Origin of the sequence: Paenarthrobacter sp. UW852 (assembly GCF_024608385.1) — a bacterium.
GTDB lineage: Bacteria > Actinomycetota > Actinomycetes > Actinomycetales > Micrococcaceae > Arthrobacter.
In genome coordinates this window covers 197,677-213,430 of sequence record NZ_JAMSGY010000002.1, presented here as the reverse complement: position 1 = coordinate 213,430, position 15,754 = coordinate 197,677, and the positions used below count along the sequence as shown (strand labels likewise).

Annotated in this window: 11 protein-coding genes; 5 read left to right on the top strand and 6 right to left on the bottom strand. The window is 64.7% G+C overall.

The window, feature by feature from the left end:
• Positions 1-84 precede the first annotated feature (84 nt).
• Together NEK97_RS04075 and NEK97_RS04070 are read left to right on the top strand one after the other, a co-directional pair.
• On the top strand, positions 85-1,077 hold the full coding sequence (locus NEK97_RS04075; RefSeq protein WP_257368642.1) for a stage II sporulation protein M: 993 nt from the start codon (positions 85-87) through the stop codon (positions 1,075-1,077).
• Between the two features lie 142 nt (positions 1,078-1,219).
• Entirely contained in the window at positions 1,220-2,410 is a 1,191-nt protein-coding gene (locus tag NEK97_RS04070; RefSeq protein WP_235519368.1) for a TIGR01906 family membrane protein, read from the top strand.
• Between the two features lie 18 nt (positions 2,411-2,428).
• On the opposite strand, the gene NEK97_RS04065 is transcribed toward NEK97_RS04070, so the two are convergent.
• The 3 genes from NEK97_RS04065 to NEK97_RS04055 form a co-directional block, all read right to left on the bottom strand.
• A complete protein-coding gene (locus NEK97_RS04065) occupies positions 2,429-2,899 on the bottom strand; it encodes a hypothetical protein (RefSeq protein ID WP_257368640.1) in 471 nt (156 codons plus the stop codon).
• A gap of 156 nt (positions 2,900-3,055) precedes the next feature.
• Positions 3,056-4,885 carry an AMP-dependent synthetase/ligase gene (locus tag NEK97_RS04060; protein WP_257368638.1) on the bottom strand — a complete coding sequence of 610 codons (1,830 nt, stop codon included), beginning with the start codon at positions 4,883-4,885 and terminating at the stop codon, positions 3,056-3,058.
• 10 nt (positions 4,886-4,895) lie between these two features.
• Entirely contained in the window at positions 4,896-6,728 is a 1,833-nt protein-coding gene (locus tag NEK97_RS04055) for a phospholipid carrier-dependent glycosyltransferase (protein ID WP_257368636.1), read from the bottom strand.
• Positions 6,729-6,856: 128 nt separating this feature from the next.
• Between NEK97_RS04055 and rsmI the strand changes: the two genes are divergently transcribed.
• Together rsmI and NEK97_RS04045 are read left to right on the top strand one after the other, a co-directional pair.
• A complete protein-coding gene (gene rsmI / locus NEK97_RS04050; RefSeq protein ID WP_257369016.1) occupies positions 6,857-7,738 on the top strand; it encodes a 16S rRNA (cytidine(1402)-2'-O)-methyltransferase in 882 nt (293 codons plus the stop codon).
• A gap of 160 nt (positions 7,739-7,898) precedes the next feature.
• On the top strand, positions 7,899-9,380 hold the full coding sequence (locus NEK97_RS04045) for an NAD-dependent succinate-semialdehyde dehydrogenase (RefSeq protein WP_211713185.1): 1,482 nt from the start codon (positions 7,899-7,901) through the stop codon (positions 9,378-9,380).
• A gap of 129 nt (positions 9,381-9,509) precedes the next feature.
• Here NEK97_RS04045 and NEK97_RS04040 read toward each other — a convergent pair whose 3' ends face one another.
• The 3 genes from NEK97_RS04040 to NEK97_RS04030 are packed head-to-tail and all read right to left on the bottom strand — an operon-like array spanning position 9,510 to position 14,574.
• Positions 9,510-12,005 (bottom strand): DUF3488 and transglutaminase-like domain-containing protein, encoded by a 2,496-nt coding sequence (locus NEK97_RS04040; protein WP_257368634.1) that lies wholly within the window; start codon positions 12,003-12,005, stop codon positions 9,510-9,512.
• Positions 12,002-13,474, bottom strand: coding sequence for a DUF58 domain-containing protein (locus NEK97_RS04035; protein ID WP_257368632.1), 1,473 nt, complete (start codon positions 13,472-13,474; stop codon positions 12,002-12,004). The genes NEK97_RS04040 and NEK97_RS04035 overlap by 4 nt, the downstream gene beginning before the upstream one ends.
• An 11-nt stretch (positions 13,475-13,485) precedes the next feature.
• Positions 13,486-14,574 carry a MoxR family ATPase gene (locus NEK97_RS04030; RefSeq protein ID WP_257368630.1) on the bottom strand — a complete coding sequence of 363 codons (1,089 nt, stop codon included), beginning with the start codon at positions 14,572-14,574 and terminating at the stop codon, positions 13,486-13,488.
• A gap of 172 nt (positions 14,575-14,746) precedes the next feature.
• Between NEK97_RS04030 and NEK97_RS04025 the strand changes: the two genes are divergently transcribed.
• A complete protein-coding gene (locus tag NEK97_RS04025) occupies positions 14,747-15,643 on the top strand; it encodes a TatD family hydrolase (RefSeq protein ID WP_257368628.1) in 897 nt (298 codons plus the stop codon).
• Positions 15,644-15,754 lie beyond the last annotated feature (111 nt).

Sequence of the window (15,754 nt, the reverse complement as noted above, 5' to 3'; positions counted from 1 at the left end):
CCATGCTGCGGGCGGCGTGCCCGCACCAATGAGTCTAGCGGCGGTTCTGGCCCGGTGGGCGGATAAGGGCGTTAGGGTGGTGGCGTGGACATAGATGCCTTCTCGGCCGTGCATGGGGACAAATGGTCGCGGCTTCACTTCCTGGCGCATAAACGCCGGATTACGGGGGCTGAGGCGGACGAATTGCTTGGCCTGTACCAAACCGTGTCTGCGCACCTGTCACTGATCCGGTCCGTGGCGCCCGAGTCCGGGTTGTCAGCGTCCCTTTCTGCCGCCTTGGCGCAGGCCCGCACCAGGTTTACCGGTGCCCGCTCGAATTTCATGGAAGACCTGGCGCGCTTTTTCGTCATTTCCCTGCCGGCCGCCTTCTACCGGATCCGTTGGTTGACAGTGTGGTGCGGGGTGGCCTTCGTGCTGGTGGCAGGGGCGTATGCGCTCTGGATCGGCACCTCCCCGGAAGCGCTGAGGGCTGTGGCAAGCGACGCGAAAGTGAAGCAGTACGTCGAGGAAGACTTCATTGACTACTACTCGGAGAATCCCGCGGCGTCGTTCGCCGGCGCGGTGTGGACCAACAATGCCTGGATTTCCGCCCAGGCAGTGGCATTCGGAGTAACGGGTTTTTGGGTTCCGTTCATCCTTTTCATGAATGCGCAGGGCGTGGGCATCGCGGCTGGGCTTTTCCTGGCGACGGGGAAGTTGGACATCTTTTTCAGTTACATCCTCCCGCATGGGCTCATGGAACTCACGGCCGTTTTCATTGCCTGCGCGGCGGGGCTGAAGATCTTTTGGGCCATGGTGAGGCCCGGTCCGCGGACACGGCTGCAGGCGGTCGCCGATGAGGCCCGCTCCCTGATCACTGTTGCCCTGGGCCTGGTGCTGGTCCTGTTGGTATCCGGCATCGTTGAAGGTTTTGTAACGCCGAGCCAACTGCCGGTGTGGGCCAAAATCGGCATCGGCGCGTTCGTGCTGGCTGCCTACTGGACTTACACCCTGGTTTTGGGCCGGAAGGCGGTCCGGTCCGGTGTGACCGGAGACCTGGACGCCCACGACGCCGGCTACCGGAGTATTGCGGCATAGACCTTACGGTTGCGTTGCGATCTGGTCGCAGGCGGGGTGGCTCCGCGTGTCTGCGTCATGGCGGGCGGTAGGCTCGAATGCAGACAAGAGAGCCGGCAGTCCCCAACCGCCGCCGGTGCATGCCTACGGAAGTGAACCCGCTGTGAGCGACAAGAGCCCAAAACCACAAGAGCCTGACACGGACGTCCCTGAGGACCCCAACGAACCGGCCTTCGACTGGATGAAGCCAAAGACGTCCTCCGGTGCTTCGGCAGCGACCCCCGAACCCGCGGCAGGCCCCACTCCCAAGGCTGCCCAGCCCGCGCCGGCAACGACGACGGGCGCGACTCCCACGGCTTCAGAAAGTACCGGACAGCCGGAAACCCGCGCCGACCGGAAAGCCGCTGAAGCGGCCGACGCCGAGCCTGAACCGCCGCTTTTCGCAGACACACTTGCAAGTACTTCAGCGGATAAGGAACCGTCGCACTATTCGGAGCCTTTGCCGACGTCGGCCCTTCAGGTCCGCCCGCCTGAAGACGAAGTAGCCCGGCGCAATGCCGAACGCGAGCAAGCGGCGAAGGTCAAGCCGGTGGGTCCCCGGATCTTCCAGGTGCTGTTGGCGGTGTTCTACCCCGTGATCCTCCTGGTGCTCGCTGTCAGGGCGGTCACCAGCCCGCTGTTCCTCTGGGTGGAGTACAACCGTCCCGGTTTCCCCGGCGATGGCTACGGTTTCAGCACCGATGACCGCATGACCTTCGGGTCGTACGCGGTGGACTACCTCAGCAACTGGGCCGGTCCGCGGTACCTGGGCGGCTTGATGAACCAGGACGGGACCAAGCTGTTCAAGGACAGCGAAGTGGCACACATGGCCGATGTGAAAGTGGTCATCCTGACTTCTTTCGCGGCTGGTCTGTTGCTGATCATCCTCAGCATCATCGGCATCCTGTACCTGCGTAAGCGAAGCAACGGCGGAATCCGCCGCGGCCTGTTCGCGGGATCCATCGTCACCTTGGTCATCATCATCGGCCTCGCTGTCCTGGCCGCGTTGAGCTGGCAGCAGTTCTTTACCGAGTTCCACAGGATCTTCTTCGCCAACGGGACGTGGACGTTCTCCCTGGATGACACCCTCATCCGACTCTTCCCGGGACAGTTCTGGGTGGATGCCGGGATCGTCATCGGTGCCCTGGTGTTCCTGGTGGCGACGCTGACGTTCATCTTCACGTGGCCGACAAAGCGGCGTCGCGCGGGCATCGCTGGCCGTCAGGGCGTCGAGGCTGACGCGTCGATGCCGGAAACCGATGAGGACTCTGGCTCAGCCGGAGTACACGATGCTGAGGCGGAGTCCCGCCGCTAAGGGACCGCTAAGCGGGCACTAGCTCTCTGCTTCGGTCAGAATACGAATGAGTTGTTCAGGGCGGTTCGTGCTGGCGATGACGGTCTTGCCGCTTTTCATCTGGATATTGATCTCCGGACCTCCCACGAGGTAGCCGACCGCGCCAGGTCCCATGTACCGGACCCCGTAGCCGCTTGGACCAGCTGCATTGTCCGTGGTCACCGTTGCGATTTCGTCGCGACGCAGTGTCCGTTTGAAGATGTCGCAGAACGCGATGACCACGCTGTGTTCGTCCACTTTCACGGTCGCCGTCATGAATCCGACGAAAGAGCCCAACGGAAAGGCGATCAACGGCAGAAGTAGAAAATCGAGGCGCCGTTGAGTCAGTGAAAGCGCTATGAAGAGCACCCCGAATGCGATGATCGTGAACCCGATGGATCGGGGCAACAATGTTGCCCGCGCGCGGGAGTAGTAGAGCGCCTGTCTCGGTCCTGTTGATGGAACTGCCATTAATCCCCCCCTAAACGTCTGGTTCGTCGGGCCAACGTTATGAGGGGAGGAGGAGCCCTTAGATTGTAAATGGCTCAATTAGGTGGCAAATACGGCCGAATTAGGTGGTAGAACGGTGCAACTAGGTGGTGGTTTGAGCCTGCCTAGGTGCCGGAGCTACTTTCCGTAGAGCTTCTCCACGATGGGCGCGAAGTCGCTGACGACGGCGGCCCGCTTGAGCTTCAACGACGGCGTCAAGTGCCCGGACTCGACGCTTAAGTCGGCAGTGATGAAGGCGAACTTCCGGATGGACTCCGCTTCGGAGACGAGTTTATTCGCTTCGTCCACTGCGGACTGAACCGCGGCCTGCACCCGGCTGTCCCCGGCCGCTTCCTCGACGGAGAGGGACACCTTGTTTACGGCACACCAGTCGGCGAGCCCTTCAGGATCCAGGCTTACCAGTGCTGCGACAAACGGCCTGCCGTCGCCCACTACCACCGCTTGGCCCACCAATGGGTGTTCGCGGAGCTTCTCCTCCAAGGGAGCCGGAGCCACGTTCTTCCCGCCGGCCGTGACCAAGAGGTCCTTCTTCCGTCCCGTGATGGTCAGGAAGCCGTCGCCGTCGAGTTCGCCGAGATCGCCCGTCCGAAAGAATCCATCGACGAAAGCTTCGGCGGTGGCGGCCGGGTTGCCGTGATAACCCTTGAACACGCCGATTCCCTTGACCAGGATTTCGCCATCCGGGGCCACCCTCACGGTGGTCCCGGGCAAGGGGATCCCCACTGTGCCGATTCTTGTCATGCTGGGCGTATTGACCGTGCAAGGTGCCGTGGTCTCGGTCAGGCCGTAGCCTTCCAGCACCGGAACGCCCGCGCCATGGAAGAAGTGGTTCTCGCGCAGGCTCAGGGGACTGGCGCCAGATACGGTGTAACCCACCTGGCCACCGAAGACCTCTTGGACCTTCGGGTACAGGAGCTTGTCGAAGGTACTGTGCTTGAGGTTCAGGAGCCAACCGGGGCCTGGCCCCTTGCCGCGCGCGGCGAGGTCGACCGCCGTCGAATATTCAACAGCGGTTGCCGAGGCTGCGGCGAAGAGCGCGGACTTGCCGCTCATGGCAGCTTTGTGTCCGGCGCCGGCGTAGACCTTCTCGAAGATGCGGGGGACTGCCAGCAGGAACGTGGGCTTGAACGTTCCGAGGTCGGCCATGAGCCCGCTGGCGCCGGCGCTGTGCCCCAGGGTGATGCCCGCCGTGAGGCACACCACCTGGACAGCACGTGCGAGGACATGCGCCAGTGGCAGGAACATCAACGTCCGGGCGTCCTGCTGCATCAGCAATTCGGGCAGGAAAGGAATGACGTTGCGCGCCACCAGGACAAAGTTGCCGTGCGTGATTTCGCAGCCTTTCGGCTTGCCCGTGGTGCCGGAGGTGTAAACGATGGAGGCGACGTCGGCGAGCGTCGCGGCGCTGCGCTGCCGCTCCAGCTCGGAGTCCATGATTCCGACGCCGACGGCGGACACGCTGGTCAGGTTGGGGGCGTCGCCGTCGTGCTCCATCCGCACAATGGTGACGGGGTCGTCTCCCAGCGACGGAGATTTGTCCACCACATCGTGGACGAGGCTGGCTTTCCCTGCGTCCTCCACGAAGATCCGGCGTGCCCCGGAATCGGCCAGTATCCACTCAATCTGGCTGGCAGAGGACGTCTCGTAGATGGGCACGGTCACACCACCGGCCATCCAAATGGCAAAGTCCACCAGGGTCCACTCGAAGCTTGACCTCGACAGTACCGCCACAGGGTCGCCAGGGTTCAGGCCGCCGGCAATCAACCCCTTGGCCAAGGCCGTGACGTCGGCGAGGAACCTGGCTGCCGACACGTTCAACCAGCCGTTAGGGGTGTTATGGGCGTAGAGGATGCCGAAGGGATCCTTGGCACAGCGTTCCAGGAGGAGGTCCGTCACGTTGGTGTCGGGATCGACCTCCACCAGAAGATCCGTGCTTGCTTCCCTCACTTCTTGCCTCCTAAATCCACGACGGCATCCACATTCTCATCCGCCACTCCTGGTAGCTGATCACCTCGGCAGTCAGCACCGGGTAGAAGAACGCGGTTGCAAGAACTGCCAACACCAACACCAAACCCACAATGTAGAGCCCCGAGCGCCTCCGCCATGGAGGGTCGCTGCTGCGCCCCAGGACCAAACCAAGCACGTAGGCCAGGGCCAGGACCAGGAACGGCTCGAAGGAGACCGCATAGAAGATGAACATGGTGCGCTCGGGGTACATGAACCACGGCAGATAGCCAGCTGCCACACCGGCAAGGATTGCTCCGGCACGCCAGTCCCGGCGCCCGGCCCACCAGAACAACAGGATGACCAACGCGATGGTTCCACCCCACCAGACCACCGGGTTCCCCACCGGGAGGATAGCCGAGGAACAGGTTTCCACGACGCAGCCCGCCGTGCCCTGCTTGGGGGACTGGTAGTAGAACGACGTAGGCCGCCCCATGACCAGCCACGTCCAGGGGCTCGACTCATACGGGTGGTCGGCACTGAGGCCTTGGTGGAATTTGAACGCTTCCAGGTGGTAGTGCGCCAGGGACCGCACAGAGTTCGGCAACCAATCCCAGCCGGGAGCCGGATTGGTGGCTGCCCACTGGCGGTAGTAGGCGTCCTTGGAGAGGAACCAACCTGTCCATGTGGTCACGTAGGTGAGGGCAGCGACGGGGATGATGGTGGCGAACGCAGGCAGTCCGTCCCTGATGATGCCGGCGCTGAACCAACTGCGGATGCCGGCGACGCGGCGCGCGCTCATGTCCCAAAGGACTGTCATCAGGCCGAACGCGGCAACGAAGAAGAGCGCTGACCATTTGGTGCCCACCGCCAGGCCAAGGCACAGGCCAGCGACGAGCCGCCACCAGCGCATTCCCAACCATGGGCCAGCGACGAGTTGGCTGGGGGTGGGCATACGCCCGGGCGAAGCAGCCGCCTGCGCGGCGAGCCGGGCAGCCAGCCGGCGTCGGCCGTCGTCGCGGTCCAGCAACAGGGCGCCGAAAGCGGCCAGAATCCAGAACGCCAGGAAGATGTCAAGGAGTGAGGTCCGGGAGAGAACCAGGTGGTGGCCGTCGATCGCAAGCAGGAGCCCGGCAACAACGCCCAGGGTGTGGGAGCGGAAGAGCTTCAACGCTATGAGCGAGACAAGGAACACCGTCAGCGTGCCCGTCAGCGCTGCGCTGAAACGCCAGCCGAAAGGATTGTCGCCGCCGAAGAGCCACATCCCGAACGCGATCATCCATTTACCCACCGGTGGGTGGACAACATATTCGGGCGTGTTGAGCAGGACGTTTGGGTTGCCGGCGTTGAATGAGTCGTTGGCCTGGGCCGGCCAGCTCCGCTCGTAGCCGCTCATCAAGTAGGAGTAAGCGTCTTTGACGTAATACGTTTCGTCGAAAACCAGGCTATGTGGCTCGCCGAGGCGGAAGAAGCGCAGGATTCCGCCCAGTACCGCCGTGATGGTGGGGATCAGCCAGAACCATAAACGCAACGACGCCGGGTAGTCGCGCCAGCTCTGCACCTCGCCGATGAGGCGGGCGCGCAGCGCGGTGGCGGTGAACGCCTCCGCGGGCCGGGCTATCCACCGGTGGCGCTCCAAGCCGCGGCCAGGCAGGTGAGCGCTTGGGTTCGGCGAAGCTGGGTTTGGCGAGGCCGACGCCAACCCGTCATGGGCTGGAGTTCCGGTGTTGTCCGCAGAGCCGGACCGCTGAGTGACGCCGAGGGCCTCGGGGCCGACTGTTTCGGCGGTCGCGGAAGACGCCTCGGGAGTGCCGGAAGCTGTGGCAGGAACGGGCGACTGGTTCACCCGCCCATGCTACCTTTCGATCCTTATGCCAGCGTTGAGGTGCGGCGCGGAGGGCCGTGCGGCATTAGGCTTGGCAGGTGGACGAAGAACGCAACACCCCGGACCTGGCTCCTTTCGGCGAAGAAGATATGGACGGGGCGCCCCTTTTGGAGAGTCCACCATCCAGCGGAACCCCGGGTGTTGGCAGGATCGTACTGGCGGCGACCCCGATCGGAAATGTTGGCGACGCATCGACCCGCCTCATTGAGCTCCTTGGGACTTCGGACATCGTGGCCGCGGAGGACACCCGGCGCCTGCACCGGCTGGTCACGGCACTGGGCGTGGAGGTTACCGGCCGGGTCATCAGCTACCACGAACACAACGAGGTGGCCAAGACCGGCGAACTGCTGGACCACGTGCGTGCAGGCAAGACCATCCTCATGGTCAGCGACGCCGGCATGCCCGCGGTTTCGGATCCTGGCTTCCGTCTGGTTGAAGGAGCGGTCGCGGCCGGACTGACTGTCACCGCGGTTCCCGGCCCCTCCGCCGTGCTCACGGCACTGGCCCTCTCCGGCCTGCCCACGGACCGTTTCTGCTTCGAAGGGTTCCTGCCGCGCAAGTCCGGTGAGCGGAACTCCCGCCTGGTCGACCTCGCCGACGAACGCCGCACCATGGTCTTCTTCGAGGCGCCGCACCGGCTCGAAGTGATGCTCCGGGCGTTGCATGAGCGCTTCGGTGCCGACCGTCGCGCCGCTGTCTGCCGTGAACTGACCAAAACGTACGAGGAAGTCATCCGCGGTAGCCTCCGTGAACTCCTCGAATGGGCTGAAAACAACGAGGTCCGTGGTGAAATTGCCGTGGTTGTCGGTGGTGCGCCTGAACAGGAACCCGGCAAGCCCGAGGACCACGTTGCAGCTGTCAACGAACTGATTTCCCAGGGTATCCGCCTGAAGGAAGCCGTGGCAGCGGTGGCAGAGGACGCCCGCGTCAGCAAACGGGAACTGTACTCGGCGGTCCTGGCAGCCCGCTGATCGACGCTGTGCAGCTGCACAAATAGGCGCCCGCTTGGCAGTGCGCGAAGGCGTAGACACTCCTTCCGGCTGGGCAGTACCGTGGCAGTAATTCAAGCCACTTCTGGCAAGGAACCCTAGTGGTGCAACACTCCAAAGCACCCAAGACGAAGGAGTCGCCATGACTGTCACGGTTGAACGCGAAAGCGAACTGCTGGCTTCCGTTCCCACCGGCCTGCTGATCAACGGTCAGTGGCGCCCGGCAGGATCCGGTAAGACCTTTGATGTTGAGGACCCCGCTACGGGCAAGGTCCTGCTCAGCATCTCCGACGCCGGTGCTGAAGACGGCGCCGCGGCCCTCGACGCCGCAGCTGCCGCCCAGGCTGATTGGGCCCGCACCGCCCCACGCGAACGCGGCGAGATCCTGCGCCGTGCCTTCGAGCTCGTCACCGAGCGTGCAGAAGACTTCGCACTTCTGATGACCCTGGAAATGGGCAAGCCCCTGGCCGAAGCCCGCGGCGAAGTGACCTACGGCGCAGAGTTCCTGCGCTGGTTCTCCGAGGAAGCGGTCCGCGTCTCCGGCCGCTACTCCGCAGCACCGGATGGCAAGAACCGCCTGCTCGTGCAGAAGAAGCCGGTTGGTCCCTGCCTGCTGATCACCCCCTGGAACTTCCCGCTGGCCATGGCCACCCGCAAGGTAGCCCCCGCCGTCGCCGCTGGCTGCACCATGGTCCTCAAGCCGGCCAACCTCACCCCGTTGACCAGCCTGCTGTTCGCGCAGGTCATGCAGGAGGCCGGCCTCCCCGCTGGTGTCCTGAACGTCATCCAGACCTCCACGGCAGGCGCTGTTACCGGCCCGCTGATCAAGGACGACCGTCTCCGCAAGATCTCCTTCACCGGTTCCACGCCGGTCGGCCAGGCACTGATCCGCGAAGCCGCGGACAAGGTCCTGCGCACGTCCATGGAACTTGGCGGCAACGCCCCGTTCGTCGTCTTCGAGGACGCTGACCTGGACAAGGCCGTTGAGGGCGCCATCGCCGCGAAGATGCGCAACATGGGCGAGGCCTGCACCGCAGCCAACCGCTTCATTGTGCACGAGTCCATCGCCGACTCCTTCGCAGAGAAGTTCGCAGCCCGGATCGGCGCATTGACCACGGCCCGCGGCACCGAAGCAGAGTCCAAAGTCGGTCCGCTGATTGACGGCAAGGCCCGCGACGGCGTGCACGCGCTGGTGACCGAAGCAGTAGAAGGCGGCGCTGAGGCAGTCACCGGTGGTGCCGCAGTTGACGGTCCCGGCTACTTCTACCAGCCCACCGTGCTGAAGAACGTGGCCGAGGACGCCCGTATCCTGCGTGAAGAGATCTTCGGGCCGGTTGCCCCGATCATCACGTTCTCCACTGAGGATGACGCGGTTCGCCTGGCCAACAACACCGAATACGGGCTGGTCGCCTACGTCTTCACCAAGGACCTCAATCGTGGCCTGCGGATCAGCGAACGCCTTGAAACCGGCATGCTGGGCCTGAACGCCGGTGTCATCTCCAACGCCGCCGCTCCGTTCGGTGGCGTCAAGCAGTCCGGCCTGGGCCGCGAAGGCGGCTCCGAAGGCATCGAAGAGTACCTCTACACCCAGTACGTAGGTATCGCGGACCCGTACGCCGACTAGGCTGCACAGGATCCGGTCTGCCGCTCTCGCAACAAGAACGGCAGACACAGGCAGGGGCCCGGCCCCGGAACCACAAGTTCCGGCGTCGGGCTCTTTGCTGTCGAACGGGCAACAGTGTGGCCGGGCGCGTCAGCGGCGCTCGGGCAGCAGCCCCCGGAGCGCCCGCCACCACCGGGCCACCGTCCACCCGAGCCGCTTTCCCAGCGCCCCAACAGCCCGGAACGGCGCACCCAGGGCGTGGACCCAGCGGCGCATCATCGACGGCGGCAGCCAGTCCGCGCGAAAGCGCACCAACCAGGTAGCGTTGTTCCGCAGCGATTCACGGACGACGGCGATGCGCGTCGCCGCTGCCGGGGCGGCCTCTGCGGGGCGACCATAGCGCTGCCGTTCGAAGTCCGAGGTGAGCGAGGCAACCGCTGCGTGCGCGGCGTCGTCCATCCCGCCAACCTCGCCCAAAGCGGGACTCGAGCGGAGCTTGGCGGAGAAGTGCCTTGGCGTCTCGCTGGGCGTTGACTCCACCCCATAGTCAGTGGCGAGGTCCTGCAGTTCATCCCATGCCAGCTGCGGTGCTGTATCAAGAGCACCCGGCGGAACGCCGGGGGACTCCTCGGCAGCCTTCCGGTTGAGGCGCCGCCGGCGAAGCAGGGACCTGCTCAGCCGGGGCGAGCACAGGAAGCCGATCAGCAGCAGGACCCCGGCAGCGATGGCAACCATGGCGGGGTACGGGTTGACGCTGGCTGTCGTCGTTGCCGGCGTGTCAACGCCGGGCAGGGGCACTGGAGCGGTTGCCGGTGGGGCCTGCGTGGTGGGGACGTCTTTTTCATCCGCGTTGGTGCTGAGGTTCCCTGCGGTGGAGCTCTCCGAGGCGTACTCCGGGACGACGCCCCGCGAAGGCGTGGGTTCGAAAGGAACCCAGCCAAGGCCCTCAAAGTACAGTTCCGGCCAGGCGTGTGCGTCCCGGGCATCAACTTCGTACTCCGGGAACGACCCTTGGCCCACCAGCGCAACCGACTCGCCGGTGAGGCGACCGGGCGCGTAGCCTACGGCGATCCGGCTTGGGATGCCCTCAGCCCGCGCCATCACGGCCATGGCAGATGCGAAGTGCACGCAGTATCCGCTCTTCACGGCAAGGAAGTCAGCCAGCACCGAGAGGCCGTTTCCGTCGTAGCCGTTTTGGACGGGCGCCTGCAGCGAGTAGGTGAACTCACCGGAGCGCAGGTATTTCTGGATGGCCAATGCCTTGGCGTAATTATTCGCCGCAGGGCGTGTCACCGCATCTGCGGTCTGCCGGACGATCTCCGGCAGGCCGTTGGGAATCCGCAGGAAGTCATCGGAGATCCCCTTGGGTGTGGGCGCAGCCTGGGCCAAAGCTTTCGCCGTGACCTTGGGTGCGGCAGAGAAAACGACGTAGCGCTGGGCGCGGGTGGTTGTCTCCGAGCTCATGATGCTGAGGGTCTGCGGATCCCAGGTCCAGTTTCCGTTGAGCCCGTTCACTGACGCCGGCGCGAAGGGCACAGGGAGGTAGGGGCTGGTGAACAGGCCCGCGTTGACTGAGGTCACGGCGTTTACGACTTCGCCCTGGACCGAGTAGCCGGTCTCGATCCTGTCGGCACCGGCCCGCCTTTGCGCTGCCCGGTCATCCGGCGCCCAGGTCTCGCCGTCGAAATGGTCAATGGTGACCGAGCGCAGATACAGTGCGGAGCCGGAACTCGTGGCATACGTTATCCGACCCGAACCAATGGGGCTGCGGAGGCTGTTGCCCAACGTGATCATGGGGTTCAGGCCGTTGGAAGTGCCCCACGGGCTTAACCTCGATCCCTGCGGGAACGTACCGGTCTCGAAGCCGGGAATGGCCAGCGGGACCACCATGGCCAAAGCGAGCGCCAGCCCGCCCGTGACAACGGATCGGCGAAACTGGCCGGAACCGCGCCCTGTCCCTGTCTGGAACCGGGCGTCGGGGGCGAACCAATGGCTGCACCCGAGGATGAGGAGATATCCCACTGCCGCGCCGAGGAACCCTGGCACGCCCACGCTCTGGGGCTTGATGGTGGCCGGGACTACCATGATGGCAATCAGCCCAATTCCGCTGGCAGCCGGCATGGCCAGCGGAACAGCCAGCGCATCCACCAGGATCACCAGAAGGCCAAGGCAGGCACACATCACAAAGACGATGCCCGCGTTGGGCGCCACCGGAGCGCTCTCGGAGACTACAGTCTCGCCGGCGCGCTTGATGAGGCGCCCGACGGCGGTCAACGTACCGGGGGTGGGGATGAAACCAGCCAGGCTGTCCTGGCGGCAGAAAATGAAGCTCAGCACCCCCGCGAGGCTCGCCAAGGAGCCGAGGGTGGCCAGGATGGGCCGGGCGCCGAGGGCCCGCAGCCCGGCCAAGGCAAGGGAAACCACCACGACGGTGGTGATGAGCGGCATGAACCAGGCCCAGCCCCTCAGCACACCGTTCAAGGACAACGCGGCTCCAAGGACTGCCACCGCGATGGATCCGGCCATGACCCACGGATACAACCCAGGCCCAGGCCGCCGTGGCTGGGTCCTCCTGGGCTGGTCCTGACCGGGTGTTCCGCCGGGTTGGGTCGCGGGTTCGGGTGAGCGGTGCGAAGTGGCAGTCATCGGGGCACCGCCGCCCCACGCCGCACGTCCATGGCTGCGCCTGCGGCCGCGACGATGCCGCCCTCATCGAAGGAAGACCATGCTGCGGCCAGGGACGTCCTGGACGTTACGGCGGCGACACGCCAGCCGGCTTGCCGCAGGATTTCCAGCACGTCGTCGTTGCTGCTGCGTGAAGAGTCGGTCATGACCAAGGCGAAAGCATTCGCGCCGTAGGCTGCGGCCGGGGCGAGGGCCCGTGCCTCGGCGGCGGTCATGGTCCCGACCAAGGCCAACAACGGGCCCCGCAGGCGGTGTGCCGCGAGCTTGTCCATCAGCCGGTCATCGAACACGGAGTCCTCTGCTGCGCTGGCACCGGTCTCGCGGTGGTCAGGACCGTGGTTGCCCTGGCTCCGCTGGTCCGCGCGGGAATGCTCCATCCGATGGTGGTCGCCCCGGACGTGCCTGGGGCCGCTGAGCTCTATGGCGGCCAGCCCCTCCGCGACCGCATGCAAGCCGCCAACACCTGCGAACTCCTCCGTGTCCGGTTCCGGCGCCGAACGGGAACGGAGGAAGGCCGGGCCGCCAAAGGAATCCAGGACCCGCAGGGAATAGTTCCGCTCCGCCAGGTGCCCGGCGATGGACATGGCAGCGGTGACCATCCACTCAAAGCTGGGGCTGGTCACCAGGTCCGAGTCGTCGTCGTGGGCTCCGAACCCGGAGCCAGGGCCGCCCGAAAACGCGGTGAACCGCTGGTCCAGGATCAGGGTGGCTTCCGGTGTGGTGACGGACTCCTCCTGCCGAACCATGAGTTGGCCATGGCGGGCGGTGGCAGCCCAGTGGACGCGGCGCATCGGGTCCCCGTGCCGGTACTCGCGGGTCATGATGTCGTCGTCGCTGGGGTTGGCCCGGATCCGTGTCGCAGTTACGCCGTCGTTGCCGCGCGCGCCTGCCAAGCCCGTGGCGGGAAGTTCGACGGCGGCCGGCGTCACCGTGAGGATGTCGCCGTCGTCAATGGAATGGCGGCGCAACGACAGGCCGAAAGGGTCACTGAACTCAGCGGTGACCGGACCGATCCGGAACTGGCCCCGCTTGCCCGACCGCAAATGGTATTCATAGCGGCTGGTGCCGCCGGAAGCCGACCGGGCCGGGAAACGGAAAGCGGGAGGTTCGCCGAACCGGGGCGGGAGTTGCTCTTCCATGATTACGTGGCCGCTGGTGTACGTGGACCGGGCAACGGCCAGGCGAACCGTGGTGGTATTGGCTGTTTCCACTGTGGAGGGATTGAACTCCCGATACACCTGGAACTTCGGCTTGAGCACCCGGACGCCTGCCAGCGAGACCAACGGCAGGATAAGGAGGAGGACCGCCAAGGTCAGCAGGTCGCGCCTGCCCATGACGTACGCACAACCGAGTGCCAGGGCGCCCGCAGCCAGCAGTCCCCAGCCGCGATTGGTGAACAAGTGCTTGGGAAGCCGATCCACGAGTGCCATATGCCCGCCTCCTAAGCGGTGTGCCGGTCCCTGCGGCCCTGGCCGGGCGTTTCCTGTGCTACCGGCAGGGAAGCGAGGATGCCCCGGAGGATGCTTTGCGGTGTGTCGCCGGAACTCGCTGCCTTGCGGTCCAGGATGATCCGGTGTGCCAGCACCGACTCGGCCACATCCACCACGTCGTCGGGGAGGACGAAGTCACGACCATCGAGCGCCGCTGTGGCTTTGGCGGCACGCAACAGCTGCAACAGGGAGCGGGGGCTTGCACCCAGGCGAAGGCGGGCGCTGTCGCGGGTAGCCCGGCCGATGGCAACCGTGTATTCCTTGATGGCCGTGGACACATACACCTGCTGGACGGCAGCAATCATGGCAGCAACCTCGTTGGCCGTCACCACAGGGGTCACGTTGACCAGCGGCGAGGATGCCTGGTGCGTCTCAAGCATCTCGATTTCGGCATCCTTGTCCGGATAACCCATGGAGATCCGGGCCATGAACCGGTCGCGTTGGGCCTCAGGCAGGGGGTAGGTGCCTTCCATCTCGATAGGGTTCTGCGTTGCCACCACCATGAAGGGAAGACCCAGCTGGTAGGAGCGGCCGTCCACTGTCACCTGGTGCTCCTCCATGCACTCCAGGAGGGCTGACTGGGTCTTGGCGGAGGCGCGGTTGATTTCATCGCCGATCACGATGTTCGCGAAAACGGCACCCGGCCGGAACTCGAATTGCCGTGAGGACTGGTTATAGATGGACACGCCCGTGACGTCCGAGGGCAGGAGGTCAGGGGTGAACTGGATGCGTGAGACCGTACAGTCCACGGTCCTGGCCAATGTCTTCGCCAAGAGTGTCTTTCCTACGCCCGGCACGTCCTCCAGAAGAAGGTGTCCTTGGGCGAGCAGGACAGTCAGTGCCAGCTTGGCCGCGTCCGCTTTCCCGTCGATGACCTGGCCGATGGAGGCCAGGATGCGTTCACTTGCGTCGTGGAACCGTTCAGAGTCCATGACCTGCGGCTTGTGTCCGTTCAGGGCAGCGCCATCGTGGGGACGTTCACTGTAGGCCTGGTCATGGAGGGGCGAGGGTTCAACAGTGACTTGTCGCTTGGACTCCATGGATTGCCCTTCAGCCGTGGCCACACAGCAGCAAACCCGCTGGTGCTGGCCGCCTTTCCGTTCCAGACTACCCAGAGTTTGGCCGTCGCTGACAGAGTGCTTCCGGAATTTATGTGCCAAGTGGAATTTATCTCCTCCGTTCCAAGGACCGCGGTCCGATTAAGGTGGAAAGATGTGCAACTCCCTCGCCCCTGCTCCGTACCGCGCGCCAGCCGATGCAACCGAACCCACGGATGCCCGAAAGGAATATCCACCGGCGCCCGAACCCCTGCCCGTGCCAGTCATGGACAACCACACCCACCTGGACTTCCGGCACGGCCTCATCGAAGTCTCCGTGCGGGACGCCATGGACGCAGCCGAGGCCGTGGGCGTGCAGGGCGCCGTGCAGGTGGGCTGCGACCTTGAGTCGTCCCGGTTCACGGTGCAGGCCGTGGAGAGCGATGCGCGTCTGCTCGGAGCCGTGGCCATACACCCCAACGATGCGCCCATCTATGCAGGCCGCGGTGAGCTGGAAGCGGCGCTCGCAGAGATCGAGGAATTGGCATCCCACCCGCGAATCCGGGCCGTAGGCGAGACCGGGCTGGATTTTTTCCGGACCCACGGCGAAGGTTTGGCCCATCAACGGTACTCGTTCCGGCGCCACATCGACATAGCAAAAAGGCTGGGTCTGACCCTGCAGATCCACGACCGCGACGCCCACGATGATGTGGTGCAGGTGCTGGGGGAGGAGGGAGCCCCGGAGCGGGTGGTCTTCCATTGTTTCTCCGGCGACGCGGAACTGGCCCGGATCTGTAACGACAACGGTTGGTACATGTCATTCGCTGGGACCATGACCTTCAAGAACGCGGGGAACCTCCGGGAGGCATTGGCAATCGCCGAGCCCAGCAGGATTCTGGTGGAAACGGATTCGCCGTTCCTGACTCCCCACCCGCATCGAGGACGGCCGAACGCGAGCTACATGGTTCCGTACACAGTCCGTTCCATGGCGGAAGTGACAGGAGATGACCTCGCCGAGCTGTGTTCGCGGTTGGCCGAAAACACGCTGCGGGCCTACGGATCATGGGCCTGATGCCTGTTTGAGGGCTGGCGGAGGGCCCCTCCAATGGATACCGGGTATGCAGATGTCTTGGTCGCTTTATAACAGATCGGTTACTGTGTTAAACAAATAGCCGGGGTCGGG

Coding starts and splice junctions, on each gene's coding strand:
- NEK97_RS04065 (WP_257368640.1), bottom strand. CDS start 2,899: ATGGCAGTTCCATCAACAGGACCGAGACAGGCGCTCTACTACTCCCGC.
- rsmI (WP_257369016.1), top strand. CDS start 6,857: ATGGACGGGGCGCCCCTTTTGGAGAGTCCACCATCCAGCGGAACCCCG.
- NEK97_RS04045 (WP_211713185.1), top strand. CDS start 7,899: ATGACTGTCACGGTTGAACGCGAAAGCGAACTGCTGGCTTCCGTTCCC.
- NEK97_RS04040 (WP_257368634.1), bottom strand. CDS start 12,005: ATGACTGCCACTTCGCACCGCTCACCCGAACCCGCGACCCAACCCGGC.
- NEK97_RS04035 (WP_257368632.1), bottom strand. CDS start 13,474: ATGGCACTCGTGGATCGGCTTCCCAAGCACTTGTTCACCAATCGCGGC.
- NEK97_RS04030 (WP_257368630.1), bottom strand. CDS start 14,574: ATGGAGTCCAAGCGACAAGTCACTGTTGAACCCTCGCCCCTCCATGAC.
- NEK97_RS04025 (WP_257368628.1), top strand. CDS start 14,747: ATGTGCAACTCCCTCGCCCCTGCTCCGTACCGCGCGCCAGCCGATGCA.